At 68.9% G+C, this 16,734-nt stretch carries 14 protein-coding genes; 3 read left to right on the top strand and 11 right to left on the bottom strand.

Annotated elements, in window-relative coordinates; all coding sequences use genetic code 11:
- Positions 1–796 precede the first annotated feature (796 nt).
- On the top strand, positions 797–4,912 hold the full coding sequence (locus IPJ17_16375) for a hypothetical protein (GenBank protein ID QQR73045.1): 4,116 nt from the start codon (positions 797–799) through the stop codon (positions 4,910–4,912).
- Positions 4,903–5,535 carry a hypothetical protein gene (locus tag IPJ17_16370; protein ID QQR73044.1) on the top strand — a complete coding sequence of 211 codons (633 nt, stop codon included), beginning with the start codon at positions 4,903–4,905 and terminating at the stop codon, positions 5,533–5,535. Before IPJ17_16375 ends, IPJ17_16370 begins: the two co-directional genes overlap by 10 nt.
- A gap of 281 nt (positions 5,536–5,816) precedes the next feature.
- Here the strand turns inward: IPJ17_16370 and IPJ17_16365 are convergent, their stop codons facing one another.
- From IPJ17_16365 to IPJ17_16355, 3 genes are all read right to left on the bottom strand, one after another.
- A complete protein-coding gene (locus IPJ17_16365) occupies positions 5,817–7,223 on the bottom strand; it encodes a metallophosphoesterase family protein (GenBank protein ID QQR73043.1) in 1,407 nt (468 codons plus the stop codon).
- Positions 7,224–7,492: 269 nt separating this feature from the next.
- Entirely contained in the window at positions 7,493–8,044 is a 552-nt protein-coding gene (locus IPJ17_16360; protein ID QQR73042.1) for a DUF2127 domain-containing protein, read from the bottom strand.
- Positions 8,045–8,183: 139 nt separating this feature from the next.
- Positions 8,184–8,804 (bottom strand): hypothetical protein, encoded by a 621-nt coding sequence (locus tag IPJ17_16355; GenBank protein QQR73041.1) that lies wholly within the window; start codon positions 8,802–8,804, stop codon positions 8,184–8,186.
- A gap of 236 nt (positions 8,805–9,040) precedes the next feature.
- Between IPJ17_16355 and IPJ17_16350 the strand changes: the two genes are divergently transcribed.
- Positions 9,041–9,484, top strand: coding sequence for an acyl-CoA thioesterase (locus tag IPJ17_16350; GenBank protein QQR73040.1), 444 nt, complete (start codon positions 9,041–9,043; stop codon positions 9,482–9,484).
- Between the two features lie 41 nt (positions 9,485–9,525).
- Here IPJ17_16350 and IPJ17_16345 read toward each other — a convergent pair whose 3' ends face one another.
- The 8 genes from IPJ17_16345 to IPJ17_16310 form a co-directional block, all read right to left on the bottom strand.
- A complete protein-coding gene (locus IPJ17_16345) occupies positions 9,526–10,446 on the bottom strand; it encodes a hypothetical protein (GenBank protein QQR73039.1) in 921 nt (306 codons plus the stop codon).
- Entirely contained in the window at positions 10,443–11,885 is a 1,443-nt protein-coding gene (locus IPJ17_16340) for a hypothetical protein (GenBank protein ID QQR73038.1), read from the bottom strand. Before IPJ17_16340 ends, IPJ17_16345 begins: the two co-directional genes overlap by 4 nt.
- Before the next feature lie 160 nt (positions 11,886–12,045).
- Entirely contained in the window at positions 12,046–13,665 is a 1,620-nt protein-coding gene (locus IPJ17_16335) for an ABC transporter permease (protein ID QQR73037.1), read from the bottom strand.
- Positions 13,662–14,564 carry an ABC transporter ATP-binding protein gene (locus IPJ17_16330; GenBank protein ID QQR73036.1) on the bottom strand — a complete coding sequence of 301 codons (903 nt, stop codon included), beginning with the start codon at positions 14,562–14,564 and terminating at the stop codon, positions 13,662–13,664. The genes IPJ17_16335 and IPJ17_16330 overlap by 4 nt, the downstream gene beginning before the upstream one ends.
- Positions 14,565–14,639: 75 nt before the next feature.
- Entirely contained in the window at positions 14,640–15,164 is a 525-nt protein-coding gene (locus IPJ17_16325) for a GNAT family N-acetyltransferase (protein ID QQR73035.1), read from the bottom strand.
- A 46-nt stretch (positions 15,165–15,210) separates the two neighbouring features.
- Positions 15,211–15,627, bottom strand: coding sequence for a DUF3788 family protein (locus tag IPJ17_16320; protein ID QQR73034.1), 417 nt, complete (start codon positions 15,625–15,627; stop codon positions 15,211–15,213).
- Positions 15,628–15,670: 43 nt separating this feature from the next.
- Positions 15,671–16,090: a DUF3052 family protein gene (locus IPJ17_16315; GenBank protein QQR73033.1), complete on the bottom strand. Its 420-nt coding sequence runs from the start codon at positions 16,088–16,090 to the stop codon at positions 15,671–15,673.
- Positions 16,087–16,602, bottom strand: a complete 516-nt coding sequence (locus IPJ17_16310; protein ID QQR73032.1) for a class IV adenylate cyclase — start codon at positions 16,600–16,602, stop codon at positions 16,087–16,089. The genes IPJ17_16315 and IPJ17_16310 overlap by 4 nt, the downstream gene beginning before the upstream one ends.
- Positions 16,603–16,734: the final 132 nt, after the last annotated feature.

The following is a 16,734-nucleotide window of genomic DNA, read 5'->3' as shown; positions in this document are numbered from 1 at the left end:
GTGTTCGGAAGCGAAAGCGCAGCTGTGCACGACCAACCTCGGCTGGCTCCCTGGGGAGAACGGTCCGAACCTAACGGGTAACTGTGCCGTGTTCCGATGCTATGCACCCAATACTGGCGCTCCTACAGTTACGGTGGATCCCCCCAGCTGCGACCCGAACGTATCGGTTTGCGCTGTCACCGCGACTCTCCCGGTAGTGTTCCCGGGAGTTCACGCTTGTCAGGGGGGCGGCTGTTGGCAGCCTTCAGTTCCTGCCGATATCTTCGTCGATGACCTTACTGGAGGGGTTCAGGTCGGAATGTGCGGGAGCGGTGGTGTGCAGCTGACCGCCAGCAACGGTGTCGCCAAGTGGAGCTTTAGCGGCAGCTGTTCCAGCCCCCCGCACATCTTCAGGGTCACAGTTGGCCAGTGCGACACCCCTCCTGGGTGGACAGGGTCATGTCCATCCTGCGGTCTCTGCTACAAGCAGAGTTTCCAAGTTGCCCTCCATCCAGCGGCGACTGGACTCTGTCGCGAGCCGCCGCCTCCTCCCTGCAAGGATAACTGCAGGGCTTGCATCGCCGCGGCTGGGGGAGGGGCTCCGCCGCCAACCGATGCCGGAGCTCCCGGCAAGGGTGGTGGAGGTGGGTGTGGCGCTTCAGTCGGTGGCGGCGGAGCGAGTGTCTGTCCAGGAGCCGGACCTGGAGCATCACTCCGGTACTTTGCGGGAGGAGTCGGGCATCCCGGTTTCCCGGGTTCTGACGTGTGGCCGATCACACTCGGCCGCTACTGGTCGCACGAGTGGGCCGAGCGAATCGTGCAGGACCCGGGCGTCACACACGTCTGGCTGCTCACGCGCGAAGGCGGCTATGAAGAGTTCACCGACACCGTGCCGGGCGGGGACGGGCTGTACGAGCTCGCCGCGCCGAGTGACGAGTATCGCCAACTGTTCAAGACCGCTGGAGGCTGGGAACTGCGGTGGCTCGATGGGACCGTTCAGGCGTTCGGACCGACGGGCGTCTGGCTCTCGACGACTGACCGCTTCGGCAACGCAACCGTCGCGACGTACAACTCACTCGGCCAACTCCAGACCGTGTCTTTTCCGGATGGTCGGGCGGACACCTTCACCTACATCGAGGGAGGAAAGCTGCGAACGATCCGCAGGCGGGCTGTAGACGGAACGCTCGAGGCCCCATGGACGTACGATTGGAGTTCGCAACAGTCACCGACACTTCTCGGATCTGGCCCGGATCTGATTCGGGTGACGCGCCCCGACGGAACTAAGCTCGAGTTCTCGTACGCCGACGCGAGATTCCCCGGCTATATGACACTGATGGAGCTGGTGACTGCTGCCGGCGCTCGGCGCGTGCTGGCTGGATACGAGTACGACGCGAGCGGCAACGTCGTCACGACCTGGGCTGGAGACACGACGGTAGCGGGCGACGGGAGGCATCTCCCGGGTCCGGCGGCGGTGTCGACCTACCACCTCGCATTCGACAACGCGGCCAATCCGACGGTCACCACAGTGACGGACCCACTTCTCGGAACGTCGGTCTACTCGCTCGGCCGCGACCCGCAGAGCCGCAAGCCACGGATCAGCTCGATCCAGGGCGCATGTCCAACCTGCGGCTCGGCGCCGAACTCGACGTTCCAGTACGACCCGGCGCACCCGATGCGGGTCTCGATGGAAACGAATCCGCGAGGGGTGCGAACCGACTTCACGTACGACTCGCACGGTCAGCTGGTGACCAAGGTTGAAGCGGCGACGGAATCGGGCCACCCACATTTGCCAAGGGAGACGACCTGGACCTGGGATTCGACTTATCCCGCTTTGCTCCAGTCGAAGACGGGTCCAGTTCGTGTGGGAGAGACGACTCCACGTGTTCAGACCTGGCTGTACAACAGCGGCCGCCTGGAGGAGTCGATTCGAGAGGGAGTGGAGTCGCCGAACGGGCCGTTCTCTTTGTCGACTCTCTACACGGGGTACAACGCTGCCGGTCGCCCCGGAGCGATCGATCCCCCAGGATTCGGCACTGGAGATCAGACTACCTTCACGTACGACGTGCCGGGACCTGACCGGCACGGGCTCCTGGTTCGCACGGAGTCGAACGCCGCCCAGGGAACGACGACGTACGGCTACGACGTTTTCAACCGACGGACCTCGGTCACCGACCCGAACGGGGCCATCACTGAGACGAGCTACGACACGCTGAACCGAGTGATGAGCGTCATCCAGCGTGGTGACCCAGGGACGGCCACCGACGATCGCACGACGACGTACACCTACAACGCCTTCGGCGACCTCTATTGCGTGAAGAGCCCCTCCGGTGGCGGGACCGAGTACCTCTATGATGTCGCCGGCCGGCTCCAGGAGACGCGCCGTGGCACGGCCGTACCATCGCCGACTGCCACGTCATGCTTGTCGATTTCCTCTGCGAGCAAGGCCGAGCGCCAGTTCTACGTCCTGGACGCGGCAGGTCATCGCACGAGCGAGTCGCTCGAACGCGGATCTTCGCCGACGACCTGGGAAGTTCACGCGAGCACCAGCTTCGACTACGGGAGCATGTGCCACCTCGACAAGGTGACACGAGGCCCCGGGAGCATCAACTCCGTCACCGAGTACGCGTACGACTGTGCCGGGAACCTGAGCAAAGTCTGGGATCCGAACCACCCTCGCGCGAGCTATCCGGCGCAGCCATCGATCGTCTACGACTACGATCCGCTCAACCGCCTCCTTCGTACTGCTGAGCCATGGTCTGGTTCGGGAGGTGGGGAGGTCGAAGTCGGCTACACCTACGATGTTCAGGATCATCTCGTCGCGGTTCGGGACCAGCAGGGGAGTGAGACTCAGTTCGAGTACTCCGATCGAGACCTGATGACTGCGCAGAGCTCGCCAGTCACCAACGGCACGACCTATTCCTACAACGAGCACGGTGATCTGCTGACCGAGACGAACGCGTTGGGCGTCGAGGTGACCCACTCGTACGATGCGGCTGGCAGACCCAGTGGCGTCGGCTACCCCAACAGCGCGCTGAATGCCTCCTTCACGTATGGGAGTGCGCCTGGGTTGTTCAACCTCGGGCGGCTGACGAGCGTTGCCCGCGGCACCAGAACGGTGGCATACACCTACAACGCCTTCGGACAGGTTCGCCAGGACGGCGATCTCGAGTTCAGTTACGACACGGGAGGCAACCTCTGGAAGGTAACCTACCCGGGAGGCGATCTGGTCGCTTCCTATGCGAGAGATGTTCTCGGTCGGGAGACGTCGTTGACGATTCAGGAGTCCGGTGGGCCAGCGAAGACGATCGTCGCGAGCTCTCCGGGGGCGACCTACCGAGCCTACGGGCCGCTCGAGAGCCTAGTCTTCGGCACCACCCCGTCCAGGACCGAGACGAGGTCCTACGACGCTCGCTATTCCCCGATGACGATCGCGGTGTCCGGCGATCTGTTCGATTGGACGTACGCTTCGGACGCGAACGGAGATGTGACCTCGATCAATGACGGGACCCCAGCGAACCAGGACCGGCTCTTCGAGTACCTGCCATGGCAGAGATTCTTATCGCGAGCACAGGGGCCCTGGGGCGATCTCTCGTGGGAGTACGACCGGATGGGCGACCGAGTCCTGGAGTCGGAGGCGGGATCTGGCGACCATGTCAGCTATTCCTATTCGGACCCTACTCCCGTCCTCCAGCAGGTCCAGCCCTTCCCGAACACGGAAGATCTGTCGAACTACGACTTCGACCATGCGGGCTTTCTCGTCGGGATCCAAAGACCCCTGAGCTCCATCCCTGCGACCGAGTTCACGTTCGACGATGCAGGCCTTCTTCAGAGTCTGGATGGAGCGATGAAAGGAAGCCTCGATTTTGAGTACGATGGGAGGGGCTTTCTAGCGCAAGCGAGACTCTCCAGCTCTGGCGATTCCGTAATCACGACGACGTACGATTCCCAGGGGCGCCTCTTCGCCAAGAACGAACGGGGCCTCCGACAGAACGTTCTGTACTTCGCGGGGTGGCCGGTCGCTCAGTGGTCCAAGCTTGGGGCGACTCCAGCGACCGTGACGTACCTTGTAACCGATCATCTGGGAACGCCTGCGATGGCTCTCAACGCTGACTCAAGTGTCCGCTGGAGCGGCGGCTTTGATCCTTTCGGCAGGGACTGGCAGCGCTACACATCGCAGAGTGCGCTCGGAAACGGGTTGTTCCTCCGACTTCCTGGGCAGTGGGACGACACCTATCTCCATCGACAGCCCGATACCTCTACTGGCACGGTCGCGGTCCCGCTGGAAGGGAAGGAAGAGCCGATGGTGTACTACAACGTCCACCGCTGGTATGAGCCGGGGACGGGGAGGTATGTGAGCGCGGATCCAGCCTCCCGAGGAGGCTTCCCGCTCTTCACCTACGCGCTGGATAACCCAATCGCATACTCCGACTCGCTTGGCCTTCTGCCGGCGACCTACAGCGAGGATCAGCAGTGCCTCATTTGTGCGGTCTTCGCAGAGGGCGGGATTCTTGGGCGGGGTTGCCAGCGGGCAATCGCCTCAGTGATCATGAATCGGTCGAGTTCGCGGACTGGCATGGGGTGCACAACGTCGATATGCGACGTCGTGACGGCTCGCAATGCCAATGGTGGCTATCAGTTCGATGGGGCCGGTTCTTCGAACTACAAGCGCTGTCGCGATTGCGTGGACCCGTCCGGTGTGGGTGGGGGCCTCCCAAGGACCATCGAGTCCATCGAGGGGTTCACCGATGGAAGCGCGGCCCCAACCACTTCGGCAACCTATTTCGCAAACGACACACCAGGACAACGGAGGGGCAGAGATTCGAGCCGGCTGGTTCCCGTTGATGTCCCCGAGTGCCCCCAGATGGTCTTCCACCGCCGCGAACCGTTCTGGGCGCCAAATCGAAACGACTTCGCACGCACCCCATGTCGATGATGGCTATCTGGTCGACTGCTTTGCTGATGGCCGTCACAGTTTCTGGCGGTGGGGCCACCAGCGTGACTTCTGACCTAGAGCTAGTCAGATCTGTTCTTGCGAACAGCCGGTGGGGTGACCTTATTCAGTTGCCTGCACCGGCCTCGGTCGGGGATCTGGTGTACACCAGCCACCTGGAGCTTGGACTGGGCAAGGGGCTCTCTCTTGTGGTTATCAATGAGCCGCGACGTTCCCACCTGATCCTCTTCGGTCTGCCGTCGGGCAGGCTTCTTCGGAAGGAAAGAATGCCTGAGGTGGTGTCCGTAGCTTTGGCTGACTTGGATGCCGACGGAGTTTGGGAGGTACTGATCGACACGGTCGATGAGTGGGGCACAGGGGTTCTGTCGCGGAGGTTCCATCTTCTACGATTCACCACTGCTGGTTGGAAGGAACTGTGGAGCGGAGTCAGCCACTTCTACGATGGTGGGAGCTCCACCGAAGGTTCAGTGCTTCTCGGCAGCCCGACCTTTAGATCTCTGGTCTATTCAATCGCGACGAAAGGTGCAGGGAAGGAGGTACGGACCTCGACCTGCCTGATGCTCGAAGGGGAGAAGATGGAGTTGTGCCCTGGAATTAGTGACTGACTTCGGCGGCCCCGTGTGCGGGGGGAGCCGTTGGGACCTCAGCCCGGGGATGAGGTGCCACCGTACACCGTATGCGGGCAGAGCGAAGTAGCCCGGGCTCCGAGCGCTGAGCAGCCTCCTTCCGTCCTCCCGACCGAAAGCGAGGGAACTGGTGGGCGGGAGGCTGGAGGTCCCCGGGTCTCAGGTCCCGCCCCCCGCCCGGGTCCCTCACTCTCGTTCGGGACGACGGAGGGGAGAGCGAAGCAGCAACGACGTGGCGCCCGGGAGTGCGGGCCGTGGGCTCAGGGGTTGAGCGTCCATTCCGTCACTGTTCCACCCTCGAACCCTTCGAAGAACACCTCGTCGTGCACGATCGCGAAGTGGTCGCGTTCGATCCCGGTGACGTCGAGGTAGCGGGCGAGGAGTTGGTTGCCGGTGATGTCGAGGACGAGGGAGCCGGCGTTGGGGAGGCTGCGGGCCATGGCGGGGTGGTCGAGGGGGCCGCTGCCGCCGAAGGCGACGGCGCCGGCGACGGCGTAGACGGTGCCGCCGCTGGCGCGGCGAGCGCGGAGGTAGGCGCCGTCTCCTGAAGGGTCGCCGTCTCCGGCGTCGAGCATCATCGTCGGCGAGAAGGTCGTCGAGTCGCCGAAGTGGCCGGCGAGCAGGAACGAGCGCTCGTAGGCGTGGCTGTGACCGGAGAGCACGAGGGCGACGCCGAAGCATTCGAGGATCGGTAGCACCTGCGTGCGCACCGCGATCATCCGCCCTTCGGAGTCGGCCGGGTTGTCCGAGTCGTGGCTGCCCTTGGTGTACGGCGGGTGGTGGAAGAAGGCGACGACCCACGGCTTGGTGTTGCGGGTCAGATCGGCGATGAGCCAGGTGAGCATCGCGCCGCCCGGCGTGAGGTCGCTGTCGGCGGTGTCGAGCGCGACGAAGTGCGCCTCCCCGAGATCGAACGCGTAGTACGCCTCGGTGCCGCTCGGCACGCCGCCCGATTCGCCGAGGCGGGGGAGCGAGAAGCTGTCGAAGAACGGGCCGGTCTGCGTCGCCGAGTCGGAGGAGACCGCGTCGTGGTTGCCGAGCACGGGCCAGAGGGCGGTCCGCGCCAGCGGCGCGGCGAACGGGGTGAAGAGTCCCGCCTGCAGCTCGGCGTCGGTGCCGGTCGTGTAGCCGTTGTCGCCGAGCAGCAGCCAGGCGTCGGTCGACTCGTTGCCGGGGTCGGCGAGATAGGCGTCGCGCACGGCGAGCGCCTGCTCGGTCGGCAGTCCGCCGTCACCGAAGGCCCAGAGGCGCAGCGAACGCGTCGATCCCGCACCCGGCGCGTTGCGGAAGGCGTGTGCGGCGTCGCCGCCGGCGAGCACGCCGGTGCTCGAGCCGATCGAGTAGTAGTAGAGGTGGTCGGGGAGCAGGCCGGAGAGCGCGACGCGATGCTCGGTCGTCGCGCCGGGAAGCGTGGCGACGGAGACGAGCGTGCCGGGGGAGTCGCCGAGCGCGACGACGGCGTCGCTCGCGCTCGCCGTGCGCCAGCGCACGATGATCGAGGTCGGCGAGGCGCGTTGGAGATAGGGGCCGCGCGTCACCTCGCTCCCGACCTGAGCACCGGCGTTGGTTGCCAGCCCGAGGCAGCACGCGAGCACCGTGAGGCGCGCGACCGACGGGGGTCGCACCGCAGCGATCGAGGAACGAAGGGTGGTCAGCGCCAGGAGCACGGCGGGATCCTACCCTCGTGCCTTGCCACCTGCCGCGGCGCCCGCCACCACCACGACCGGGGAACCCGGGACCGCACGGCCGAGGTGTCGACTCGCGGCGTTCAGGTCGCGCCGCGAGTTGCCGGAGGGAGAGCCGCGATCAGCCGAGACCCGTTCGGCGCTCGACGCCGCCGCAAGAAGGGAGGACGACCGGCGACACACTCGCAACGGCGGATGGCGCCTTCGCTCGCCAGGAGGGATGTCGCCGGACCTCGAGAGCGGCGCTGGGATCAGCCTGCGTTCGCGTCTGTGCCTGCGACTGCGTCTGAGTGGGCGTTGGCGTGGGCGCGGCGCCGGGCGAGCAGGGCGCGGACCATGATCGCGACGACGGCGAGGTTGATCAGCAGGAAGAGGGCTCCGTGCCACGTCGCCTTGCGCACCAGCGCGAAGAGCTCGAACGGGACGTAGACGAGGCCGCTCGCCGCCGCCAGCACCTCGGCCCAGGCGCGCTCGAAATAGAGGCCGTACGCCTCGACGAAGCGCACGGCCGAGTAGGCGAAGGCGCCGACCGCCAGAAGGACGAGGTGCGAGTCCTGAAGCCGTGAGGCAGCGTCGAGGAAGATCTGCGGATAGCGCGCGGCCGGGTCGAGGTGCGCGTGCTCGAGCAGGGCCGAGGCGACCGCGTAGAGATCCTGGTGCAGGAGCGAGACCAGACCGGTGGCGGTGAGCAGAACGACCAGACCCTTCGCCGCCTCGATCCAGGCGATCAGGCGGATCGGACTCACCCGTCGCCAGGACGCCGCCCGGGGACGGAGAGGTCGAGCGAGAGGCGGCGTCGTCATCGCTGCGAGCCGTGGCGCGGAAGCCGGGCCGTGCACCTCGCAGGGCCGCCGAGGTGGAGCTCCGGCCGACCGGGCCCTCCCGGCGCGACCGTGGCGCGCACGGTGCAGGCGATCCGGGACCGCGTCGCGAGTCCCCGCGTCATCCCGGTGCCTGCTCCAAGTCGGTGGATGGCGATGCGACGGCGGCGCGCGACGCGTGGCGGAGGGCAAGGCCGGTGGCAAGGCCGAGCAGCGGGCCGCCGGCGGCCGCGAGCATGAGGTAGAGAAGCGCCCCGGCGAGGCCGTGCAGCAGCGAGAGGTGGCGCAGCGAATCGGCGAGGGCGACGGAGGCGGTGGCGAGCGACCAGCCGAGAGTGCTGGCGAGGGACCAGAGGAGCGGTCGGACCCCGGCGGAACGGAGCGCCAGGGCCTGGAGCAGACCGGCGAGGAGGCCGCCGACCGGAACGGCGACGTAGAGCGAGTCGGGAACCATGATCCCGGCGAGCCGTGCGAGATCGATGGCGGCGAAGGGCAGCGAGAGACCAGCGAAGGTGGCCCAGAACCAGGAGCTCGAGCGAGCGCCGCGAGCTCGCAGCGCCCCGAGCTGAACGAGGCCGAGAGCCAGCCCCATGCCGAGGCCGATCGGGCTTTGCAGGCCCTCGACGTCGCCGGCTTCGGCGAGGACGGAGAGGAGAACGACCAGCGGCACGCCGAGCGCCCAGCCGAGCGCGGTCGCGCGCGTCCACCGCGCCAGGGACGGGAGCGTCTCGGGTCTCGGCATCAAGCGAAGTCTGCCCTCTTTCGGCCCGACGCGAACAGCCCCCCGCGTGGGTCGCCGACCCATCCGTCGCAACGCCTGGCGCTTCGCCTACAGGGAACGGGTCGTCGGCCTCCGCGAACCGCTCGGGCGAGGCCCGCCGGACGCGAGAACGGCGCGCCCTGTGACAGGTCAACTCGACGTCGGGGAGACGATCTCCTAGGCTAGGCGCGAGTCCCTGCCGGAACCGGGAGGCAGCCATGGAAGCAAATCCTCTCGCGGGTTTTCCGTCGACCATGGAGATCCGCGTCGCCTGGGGGGAGATGGACGCCCTCGGCCACGTCAACAACACCGTCTACTTCCGCTGGTTCGAAAGCGCCCGGGTGGCCTTCTTCGAGCGCCTCGGCTGGATGGAGATCGCGGCGCGCACGGGAGTCGGCCCGATCCTCCATTCGACGTCGATCCGCTACCGGCTTCCGGTGACCTATCCCGACACGCTCGTCATCGGCCTGCGGGCGCGCGAGCTCGCGTTCGACCGCTTCCTCACCGAGTACCTCGTCTGGAGCACGGCGCAGCGTGCGGTCGTGGCCGAGGGCAACGGGGTCGTCGTCTCCTTCGACTACCGCACGCAGCGCAAGACCGCCCTTCCCGAAGCCGTGCGGCAGTCGATCCTCGACCAGGATCCCGAGGCCGCCGGCGCCTGACACGCCGGCCGCCTCGGGCGATCGCTCCGGTGCCTGCCGCTTCAGGGCAGGCGCACGGCGAACCCCGCTCGGACCTGGAGCAGGTCGTCGCGCTCGCGCCGTTCGAGCGGACCGGTGCCGATGTGTCGCTCGACCGAGAGCGGCGCAACGTGCGCGGCGAGGTCGAGGCGGGCCCGCTCGCCGACGGGAACGGCGAGCCCCACCGCCGCCGTGGTGATCCAGCTCTTGTTGGTCAGGTGCGTCGTGTCCTGGAAGCCGACATAGGTGGCGTCGACGTGAAAGGTGCCGTCGAAGCGATGGCTGCCCGCCGCGAGCGTGAGCTCCGGTGAGGTGGAGCGGGTCCCGAGGCGCCACCCGAACGCCGCGGTGAGCCCCACGGTGTCGAACCGTTGCTCGTCGTGCGACGGCTCGTCGCAACCGTACGGGTTGGCGATCGGGTCGTCTCCTGCCGCGGCCGCCGCTGCCGGGCAGGTGAAGTCGCCGCGGACCGTGGCGTGCGCGGCCGCGGCACGCAGCGCGACGCGGCCACGATCGCCGAAGCGGAACGATCGGCCGAGCGACAGCGTCAGCACGTTGGCCTTCGCCCCGTCGAGCTCGATCGGCGGGATCCAGCCCGCCGTCACGATCCACCCGCCGGGCAGGCCGAGGCTCACCTCCGGACGGGCGGCGAGCGGCGTCCGATTGAGATCCTCCGTCTTCGTGCCGTCGAAGCCGACCGTTCTCTGGCGCGCCGAGAGATGGGGGATCTCGAGCGCCTCGACGCCGAGCTCGAAGTTGCCCGGTGCGAGCGTCGCCGGACCGCCGGCGCCGCTCTCGACGAGTGCGGCGGCGAACCAGCGCATCGCCCAGGCCTCGGGGCTCGACGCGGTCACCCTCTCGACGTGGCCGGCGTGGGCCAGGAGCGGCGCGGCGACGAGCCCGGCGACGAGGCTCGCCAGGGTGAGACGGAAGCTGTCGCTCACGAGCAGCCTCCGAACGCGCCGGTGTCACCGACGGTGAGCGGGAAGGCGCCGAGCGGGTTGGTGTACGGCTTGCTGATCCCGGTGTGCGTGTCGGTGACCGTCAAGGTGAATCCCGTGTTGGTCGCCGCGGCGAAGAAGACCCAGAACTTGTTGTTGACGCCGCAGCCGTTGAGCACCTTGACCAGCACCTCGAGATTGCTGTCGTCGACGAAGTAGAAGAAGCCGCTGTCGGAGCGGAACGTGAGCGCCTTGGCGTCGCGCGTCACGCTCTGGAAGTCGGTCCAGCGCATGCGCACGCGGAAGCGCCCTTCGTTGAGACAGAGCGTCGTGGCGTCGGCGACGCAGGGGCCGATCGCGTCGTTGTCGTTGATCGTCACCGTCGCGCTCGCCGGCGAACCGAGCGCTGCACCGCCGCTCGGTGCCGAAAGCGCGACGCTGAAGCTCTCGCTCGACTCCTCGGTGGTGTCGTCGGCGATCGTCACCTGGATCGACTTCGGTCCGGTCTCGCCGTCGCCGAAGCTGACGCTGCCGTTGGCCGCGGTGAAGTCCGCGCCGGCGGTCGCCGTGCCGTTGGCGGTGGCCCAGTTGACCGAGACCGCTCCCGACGAGCCGCCGGTGCGCTCGAGCGACAGGGTGACGCTCCCGGCGTTCTCCGCCACGTTCGCCGACGCGGCGGTGAATCGGATCGAGCCCGAGCTCGACGGCGTGTCGTTGCTCGACACCGCGACGCTGGCGGTGGCCGGAGAGCCGAGCGACGCGCCGCCCGACGGCGAGGCGAGCGAGACGGTGAAGGTCTCGCTGCCTTCGACTTCGGCGTCGTCGAGGATGGCGACCTGGAAGGTCTTGTCCGAGCTGTCGCCGTCGGCCCAGTTGAGCGTGCCGCTCGTCGCGGTGAAGTCGGAGCCGGCGACGGCGGTGCCATCCGCAGTCGAGTAGTCGACCGAGACGGCGCCCTGCGAGCCGTCGGTCCGCTTCACCGTGATCGTCACCGCGCCGCCGCCCTCGCCGCCGGAGTAGCCCGCGCCGGAGAACGCCAAGGTCCCAGGGCTGCCGACCGCAAGCACGGTGACGGTGCCCGACATGCCGACGCCGCCAGCAGCGCCATGGGCGGCGCAGTGGTATGCGATGGTCCCGGCGCTGGAGAACGTGCGCGAGAAACTCCAGTTGGCGCTCGACAGGTCGCCGTTTCCGCCCTGATCGTCACAGCCGTTGGCGCAGCGGAAGCTGTTGTCGTCGGCGACGACGTTGTGCGTGCCGCCGTTGTTCGTCCAGGTGACCGATTCGCCGGCGTTGATCGTCACGTTGCGAGGAGAGAAGTTGACGCCCGACAACGAGACGTTCTGGTTCGCGGCACGAGCGGGATCGGCGAGGCCCGTGAACGCGAAGAGCGCGGCGAGCAGGGCGACGAAGTGCGGACGGCGTGAGCTGGATCGGTGCATGAAGCCTCCTCGGTACGTTGGCGCGGCATGGTCCCGCCGAAGAATGGACAGGAAGCTAGCACCGAATGGAACAAAGGACCGGTGCGCTCCGAGAGCGCGCCGCACCGAGGAATACCGACTGCCGTGACCTGGAATCGAACGCGTTCGCGCGACGGCGCGATCAGCCGCGCATCCGCCAACGCTCGACCACGTCGGCGAGTGCGGCGAGCGCGACGCCGCCCACGGCGAAGAGCGCCGAGCGCACGAGCGAAGAGGAGCCCGTCACGAGGCCGGTGAAGTCGGCGGGCGAGAGCCCACTGCTCGCCGCGTAGCCGAGGGGCAGATAAGAGCCGAGCAGGAGACGTCCGCTGCTGGAGAGCCGCGCCGCGCCGACGGCGAAGGTGGCGAGGAAGAGCAGCCCGAGGAGCGCGGCGAGCAGAGCGGCCAGCGAGGCAAATGCCGCACGAAGCGCGAGCGGGGCGATGGCGAGTAGCGCCACCGCGAAGGCGGCTCCGCCCTTCCACAGCGAGACGACGGCGGGGATCGCCGGCAGCGGCCGGACGAGCTCGAGCGTGCCGGCGATGCGCTCGCGTGCCCCGACCTCGGCGAGCGCGACGGCGAGAGCGAGCAGTGCGATCGCTGCGGCCACCTGTGCCGCCGCCGGCGCGAGCAGCGAGCCGACGAGCGAGGCGACGAAGGCGAAGGCCAACGGCAACCTCGCCGACCGCGCGACAAGGAGCGCTTCGGCGACGATCGCGAGCCGGGATCCTGGCCGGGCGGCCCCCGCGGGGAGCGACGTGTACGGACGATGCGTCGCCGTCGACGGCTCGACGGGAGCCGTCGGATCGACCGCACCTCGCGCCGCGGAGGGGCGTCGCGCCGGACGCCGTGGCGCGAAGCGGTCGAAGCGCAGGATCGCCCAGAGGAGGATCGGCGCTGACCAGAGCGTCATCGCCAAGCGGCGCAGAGCGAGCGCCGCGTCCCAGGCGATGCCCGACCAGGGGACACGCCGTGGCGGCGTCGAGTGGATGATGTGGCCGGTGGCGAGCGAATGGACGCCGGCGGGGAGCGAGCGGACGAGGAGCTGCTCGACCGTGGCGAGACCGGCGGGATCGAACGCCGGCAGCGCGCGGCCAGCCTGCTGGCGAGCCTCCGGGTCGAGGCTGCCGCTCGACTGCATCGGCACCACCGCGAGCAGGATCGAGAGGGCGAAGAAGGCGGCGACGAGGCCGCCGCGACCGCGCAGCCCGGGAGTCGTCTCGAAGGCGAGGGCGAGCGCGGCGACGAACGGGATGGCCGGCGCGGGAAAGAGGAGCAGCGGCAGCAACAGCGCGCCGGCGTCGAAGGCACCGACGCCATGCTGCGCGAAGTGGAAGAGAACGAGCGGCGCGGCGCAGGCGACGAGCAGCGAGAGATAGGCGCAGTGGCCGAGCCACTTGCCGAGCACGTAGGCGCTCTTGCCCATCGGCGTCGAGGCGAGCAGGGCGCCGAGCCCCGACTCGCGATCGCGGCGAATCGCGCCGGCGACGAGGTAGAAGGCCGGGATCATCAGCAGGAAGCCGCCGAGGAAGGCGCCGGCCACGCCGAGGGCGCTCGCGCCGGTCTCCGGCGTCTGGAGCTCGCCCGTCGCGTCCTTCCAGGAGAGCGACACGGCGCGACCGTCCGGCGCCGGGATCCACCACCAGCCGAGCGCGAGCACCAGCAGCAGGGCGATCGCCGTGGCCGGCGAGCGCAGACGCAGCCGCAGCTCGACGCTCGCCTGGGCGAGCATCTGCGCGGCAGGGTGGGGCGCCGCGCTCATGCGGCGCTCCGCGTGCCCGAAGCGGTCGCGGAGCGGCCGCGCAGCAGCAGATACGCATCCTCGAGGGTGGGCTCGACGACCTCGGCCCCGGAGACGCCGGCGGCCGCCGCGTCGTCGGTGACGTAGCGCAACGTCACCGAGTCGGCACGGCGCACCAGCCCGGAGACCGCCAGGCGGGCGGCGAGCGCCGGCAGCTCCTGTGGCGTGACGGAGGCCCGGAAGACGTGTCTCGCCGCGCGGCGGAGCAGCTCGTCCGGGCTCTCGCAAGCGAGGAGACGTCCGGCGATGAGGATGGCGATCTGCGTCGCCACCGCCTCGACGTCGGAGACGATGTGCGTCGACAGCAGCACGACGCGATCGCGCGCCACTTCGGCGAGCAGGTTGCGGAAGCGCACGCGCTCCTCCGGGTCGAGGCCGACGGTGGGCTCGTCGACGATCAGGAGGCGCGGGTCGGCGAGCAGCGCCTGGGCGATGCCGACGCGCTGGCGCATGCCGCCGGAGAAGGTGCCGAGCCGGCGCGTCGCCGCGCCCCGCAGGTTGACGAGCTCGAGCATCTCGTCGACGCGCCCCGCGAGGAGCGCCCCCGAGAGACCCTTGAGCCGGCCGACGTAGCGCAGGAACTCACGCGCTGTCAGATGGTCGTAGAGTCCGAAGTCCTGGGGCAGGTAGCCGAGGTCGCGCCGCACCGCCTGCGGATCGGCGAGGCCATCGACGTCGCGCCAGCGGAAGGTGCCGCTGCTCGGTCGCTGGACCGTGGCGAGGATGGAGAGCAGCGTCGTCTTGCCGGCGCCGTTCGGCCCGAGCAGGCCGAGCACACCCGCGTGCATCGACAGGTCGATCCGGTCGAGCGCCAACGGTCCTCCGCGGTACTGTTTGCTGAGCCCCACCAGTTCGAGCATGCCCATCTCCTCCTGCCGCCGGTGGTACGCAGGCGCGACGCCGCGAGTTTCGCGCCATCCGCGAGGCGACGCGGTTCAACGGAGATCGAGGCGGTAGACGAAGGCCTCGTGCGGCCTCCCGTGGATCATCAGGCGTGCGGCGACGGGGCCGGTGTCGACCGCGCCGAGCTTCGCGGCGACGCGCCGGCTGGCGTGGTTGCCGGAAGCACAGACGATCTCGAGCTGGCGCAGGTCGGTGGAGTTGCGGGCCAGCTCCACCAGCAGGCGCGCTGCGCCGGTGGCGATGCCGCGTCCGGCGAGCGAGCTGCGCACCCAGTAGCCGAGGTTGGCGATGCCTTCCGCCGGACGGATCAGATTGACGGCGCAGCCTCCGGCGTATCGCTCGACGCCGTCGTCGAGCGTGACGAAGACGGCATGCTCGTACTCCGAGCCCTGGCGGAAGAGACGCGGGCGTTCGGCGAGCCAGCGGGCGGCGTCGTCGAGCGAGTAGCCGGGGTGGGCCCAGTCCATCCAGCGGTAGAGCTCGGGCTGCGATTCGGCCACCGCGGCGGCCAGCTCGCAGGCGTCCTCCGGTTCGTAGGGGCGAATGCGAAGGCGCATGGCGACGGGCTCGGGCGGGCGTCGTTCGATGGGCCGAAGGTGCTTCTCACCGACGCATCTTCGCGGCGGCGAGATGCAGCACGGCCGGGAGGTCCGCGAGGGCGACGACGGGCAGGCGGAGGCCGCGGCCCTCGGCATAGCGGGGTGCCGCGTCGAGGAGCGCCAGCACCGGGGCCGGCAGCTCGCGACCGGCGGCGGCGACCGCCTTCTCGCCGAGCGCCATGCCGACCAGGAACCGGCCCGCCTGGGGCGTCAGGTAGAGCACGACCCGCTTCTTCTGCTTGAGCCGGAGCGACCAGCCGAAGGACGGCCCGGCGAAGCTCCAGACCTCTTCGAGCGGACCGTGGTCGCGCGTCGTCGCGGCGACGAGCTCATGCCAGGCCGAAGCGGCCGGACCGAGGACGCGCGTCAGCTCCGCTGGGTCGGGTGGACAGGCCTTGTCGTCGAAGACACTGAGCGCCATCGGCTTCTCCTTCGCGGTCGTGATCCCGCTGCGCCCCTCGAGCTCAGCGCAGCTCGCGCCGCACGACCAGCTTGAGGCCCGACCAGACCTCGTCGACGGCGCAGACCTTGACGTCGACGAAGCCGAGCGGCAGTGCGAGCTCGCGGATCGTCTCCTCCGTCACCTCGCTCGGTAGCTTCGAGCTCTTCTTCGGCCAGGAGATCCAGAGCACCGCGGTGGGGGCGAGGACCTGGCGGGCGTGGCGCAGCGCCGCGTCGAGCTCGGCGCGGCCGGCGGTGAAGAGGTGGGCGAGGTCGACCGCCGCGTCGAGCTGCGCGACGAACTGCACGCCGGGCGGCAGCGGGGCGAGCCAGTCGCGATACGCCGCGGGTGCGTTCCCCGTCCAGAGGCGGCAACCCTCGCGGACCCCCAGCTTGCGGGCGAGCGGCGTGCCGGAGTAGCCGGCGCTCGGCGCCGCGCTCATCGCGCCTCCTGCAACAGGTCGACGTAGGCGCGCTCGACGAGAGCGGTGCGCTCGATGCCGAGACGCTCGAGCAGGGCGTGGGCTTCGGCGACGCCGTCGCCCGTCGCCTCGTCGTCGCGCAGCACCACTTCGAGCTCGAGGAAGTCGCCCAGCCCTTCGACCTCGTCGAGGTGCACCCGTGTGCGACCGACGAGATAGAGCGTGCGCCGCTTGCGCACCCTGCCGGTGACGCCGCAGGCGTGCGCGAGGGTGTCGCGCAGGCGGTCGGGCGAGGTCGTCGGCGTGAGGACGAAGAACGACTCCGTCGGCCCCGCAGCGTCCGCGCGGCGATAGAAGATCAACTGCCCGTCGTCGTGCGCGAAGGCGCGGAGCTTCAAGCGGCCGTGGGGGCAGGCGAAGAATGTATCGTCCTGGACGATCTCCTGCGGCCCGTCGGTGGCGATTGCCGCGACTCGGGCGGTCAGCGCGGCGATGTCGCCGATCCGGGCCTTGATCTCGACGTTGCGGGGCATGACGCGGGAGACCATATCCGAGATGCGCCTCGGGGGTCGCGGCGCTCTCCCTGGGGCCGTGCCGCTCCGGATGGCGAGGGCCGAGCGGTCGGCGCAAGACGAAGACGCCGCCGGGTGGGAGCCCGGCGGCGT

The organism is Holophagales bacterium (genome assembly GCA_016699405.1).
In the GTDB taxonomy this organism is placed as follows: domain Bacteria; phylum Acidobacteriota; class Thermoanaerobaculia; order Multivoradales; family JAGPDF01; genus JAAYLR01.
Note: the sequence above shows the minus strand (reverse complement) of the source record. Positions and strands in the feature narration are given on the sequence as shown.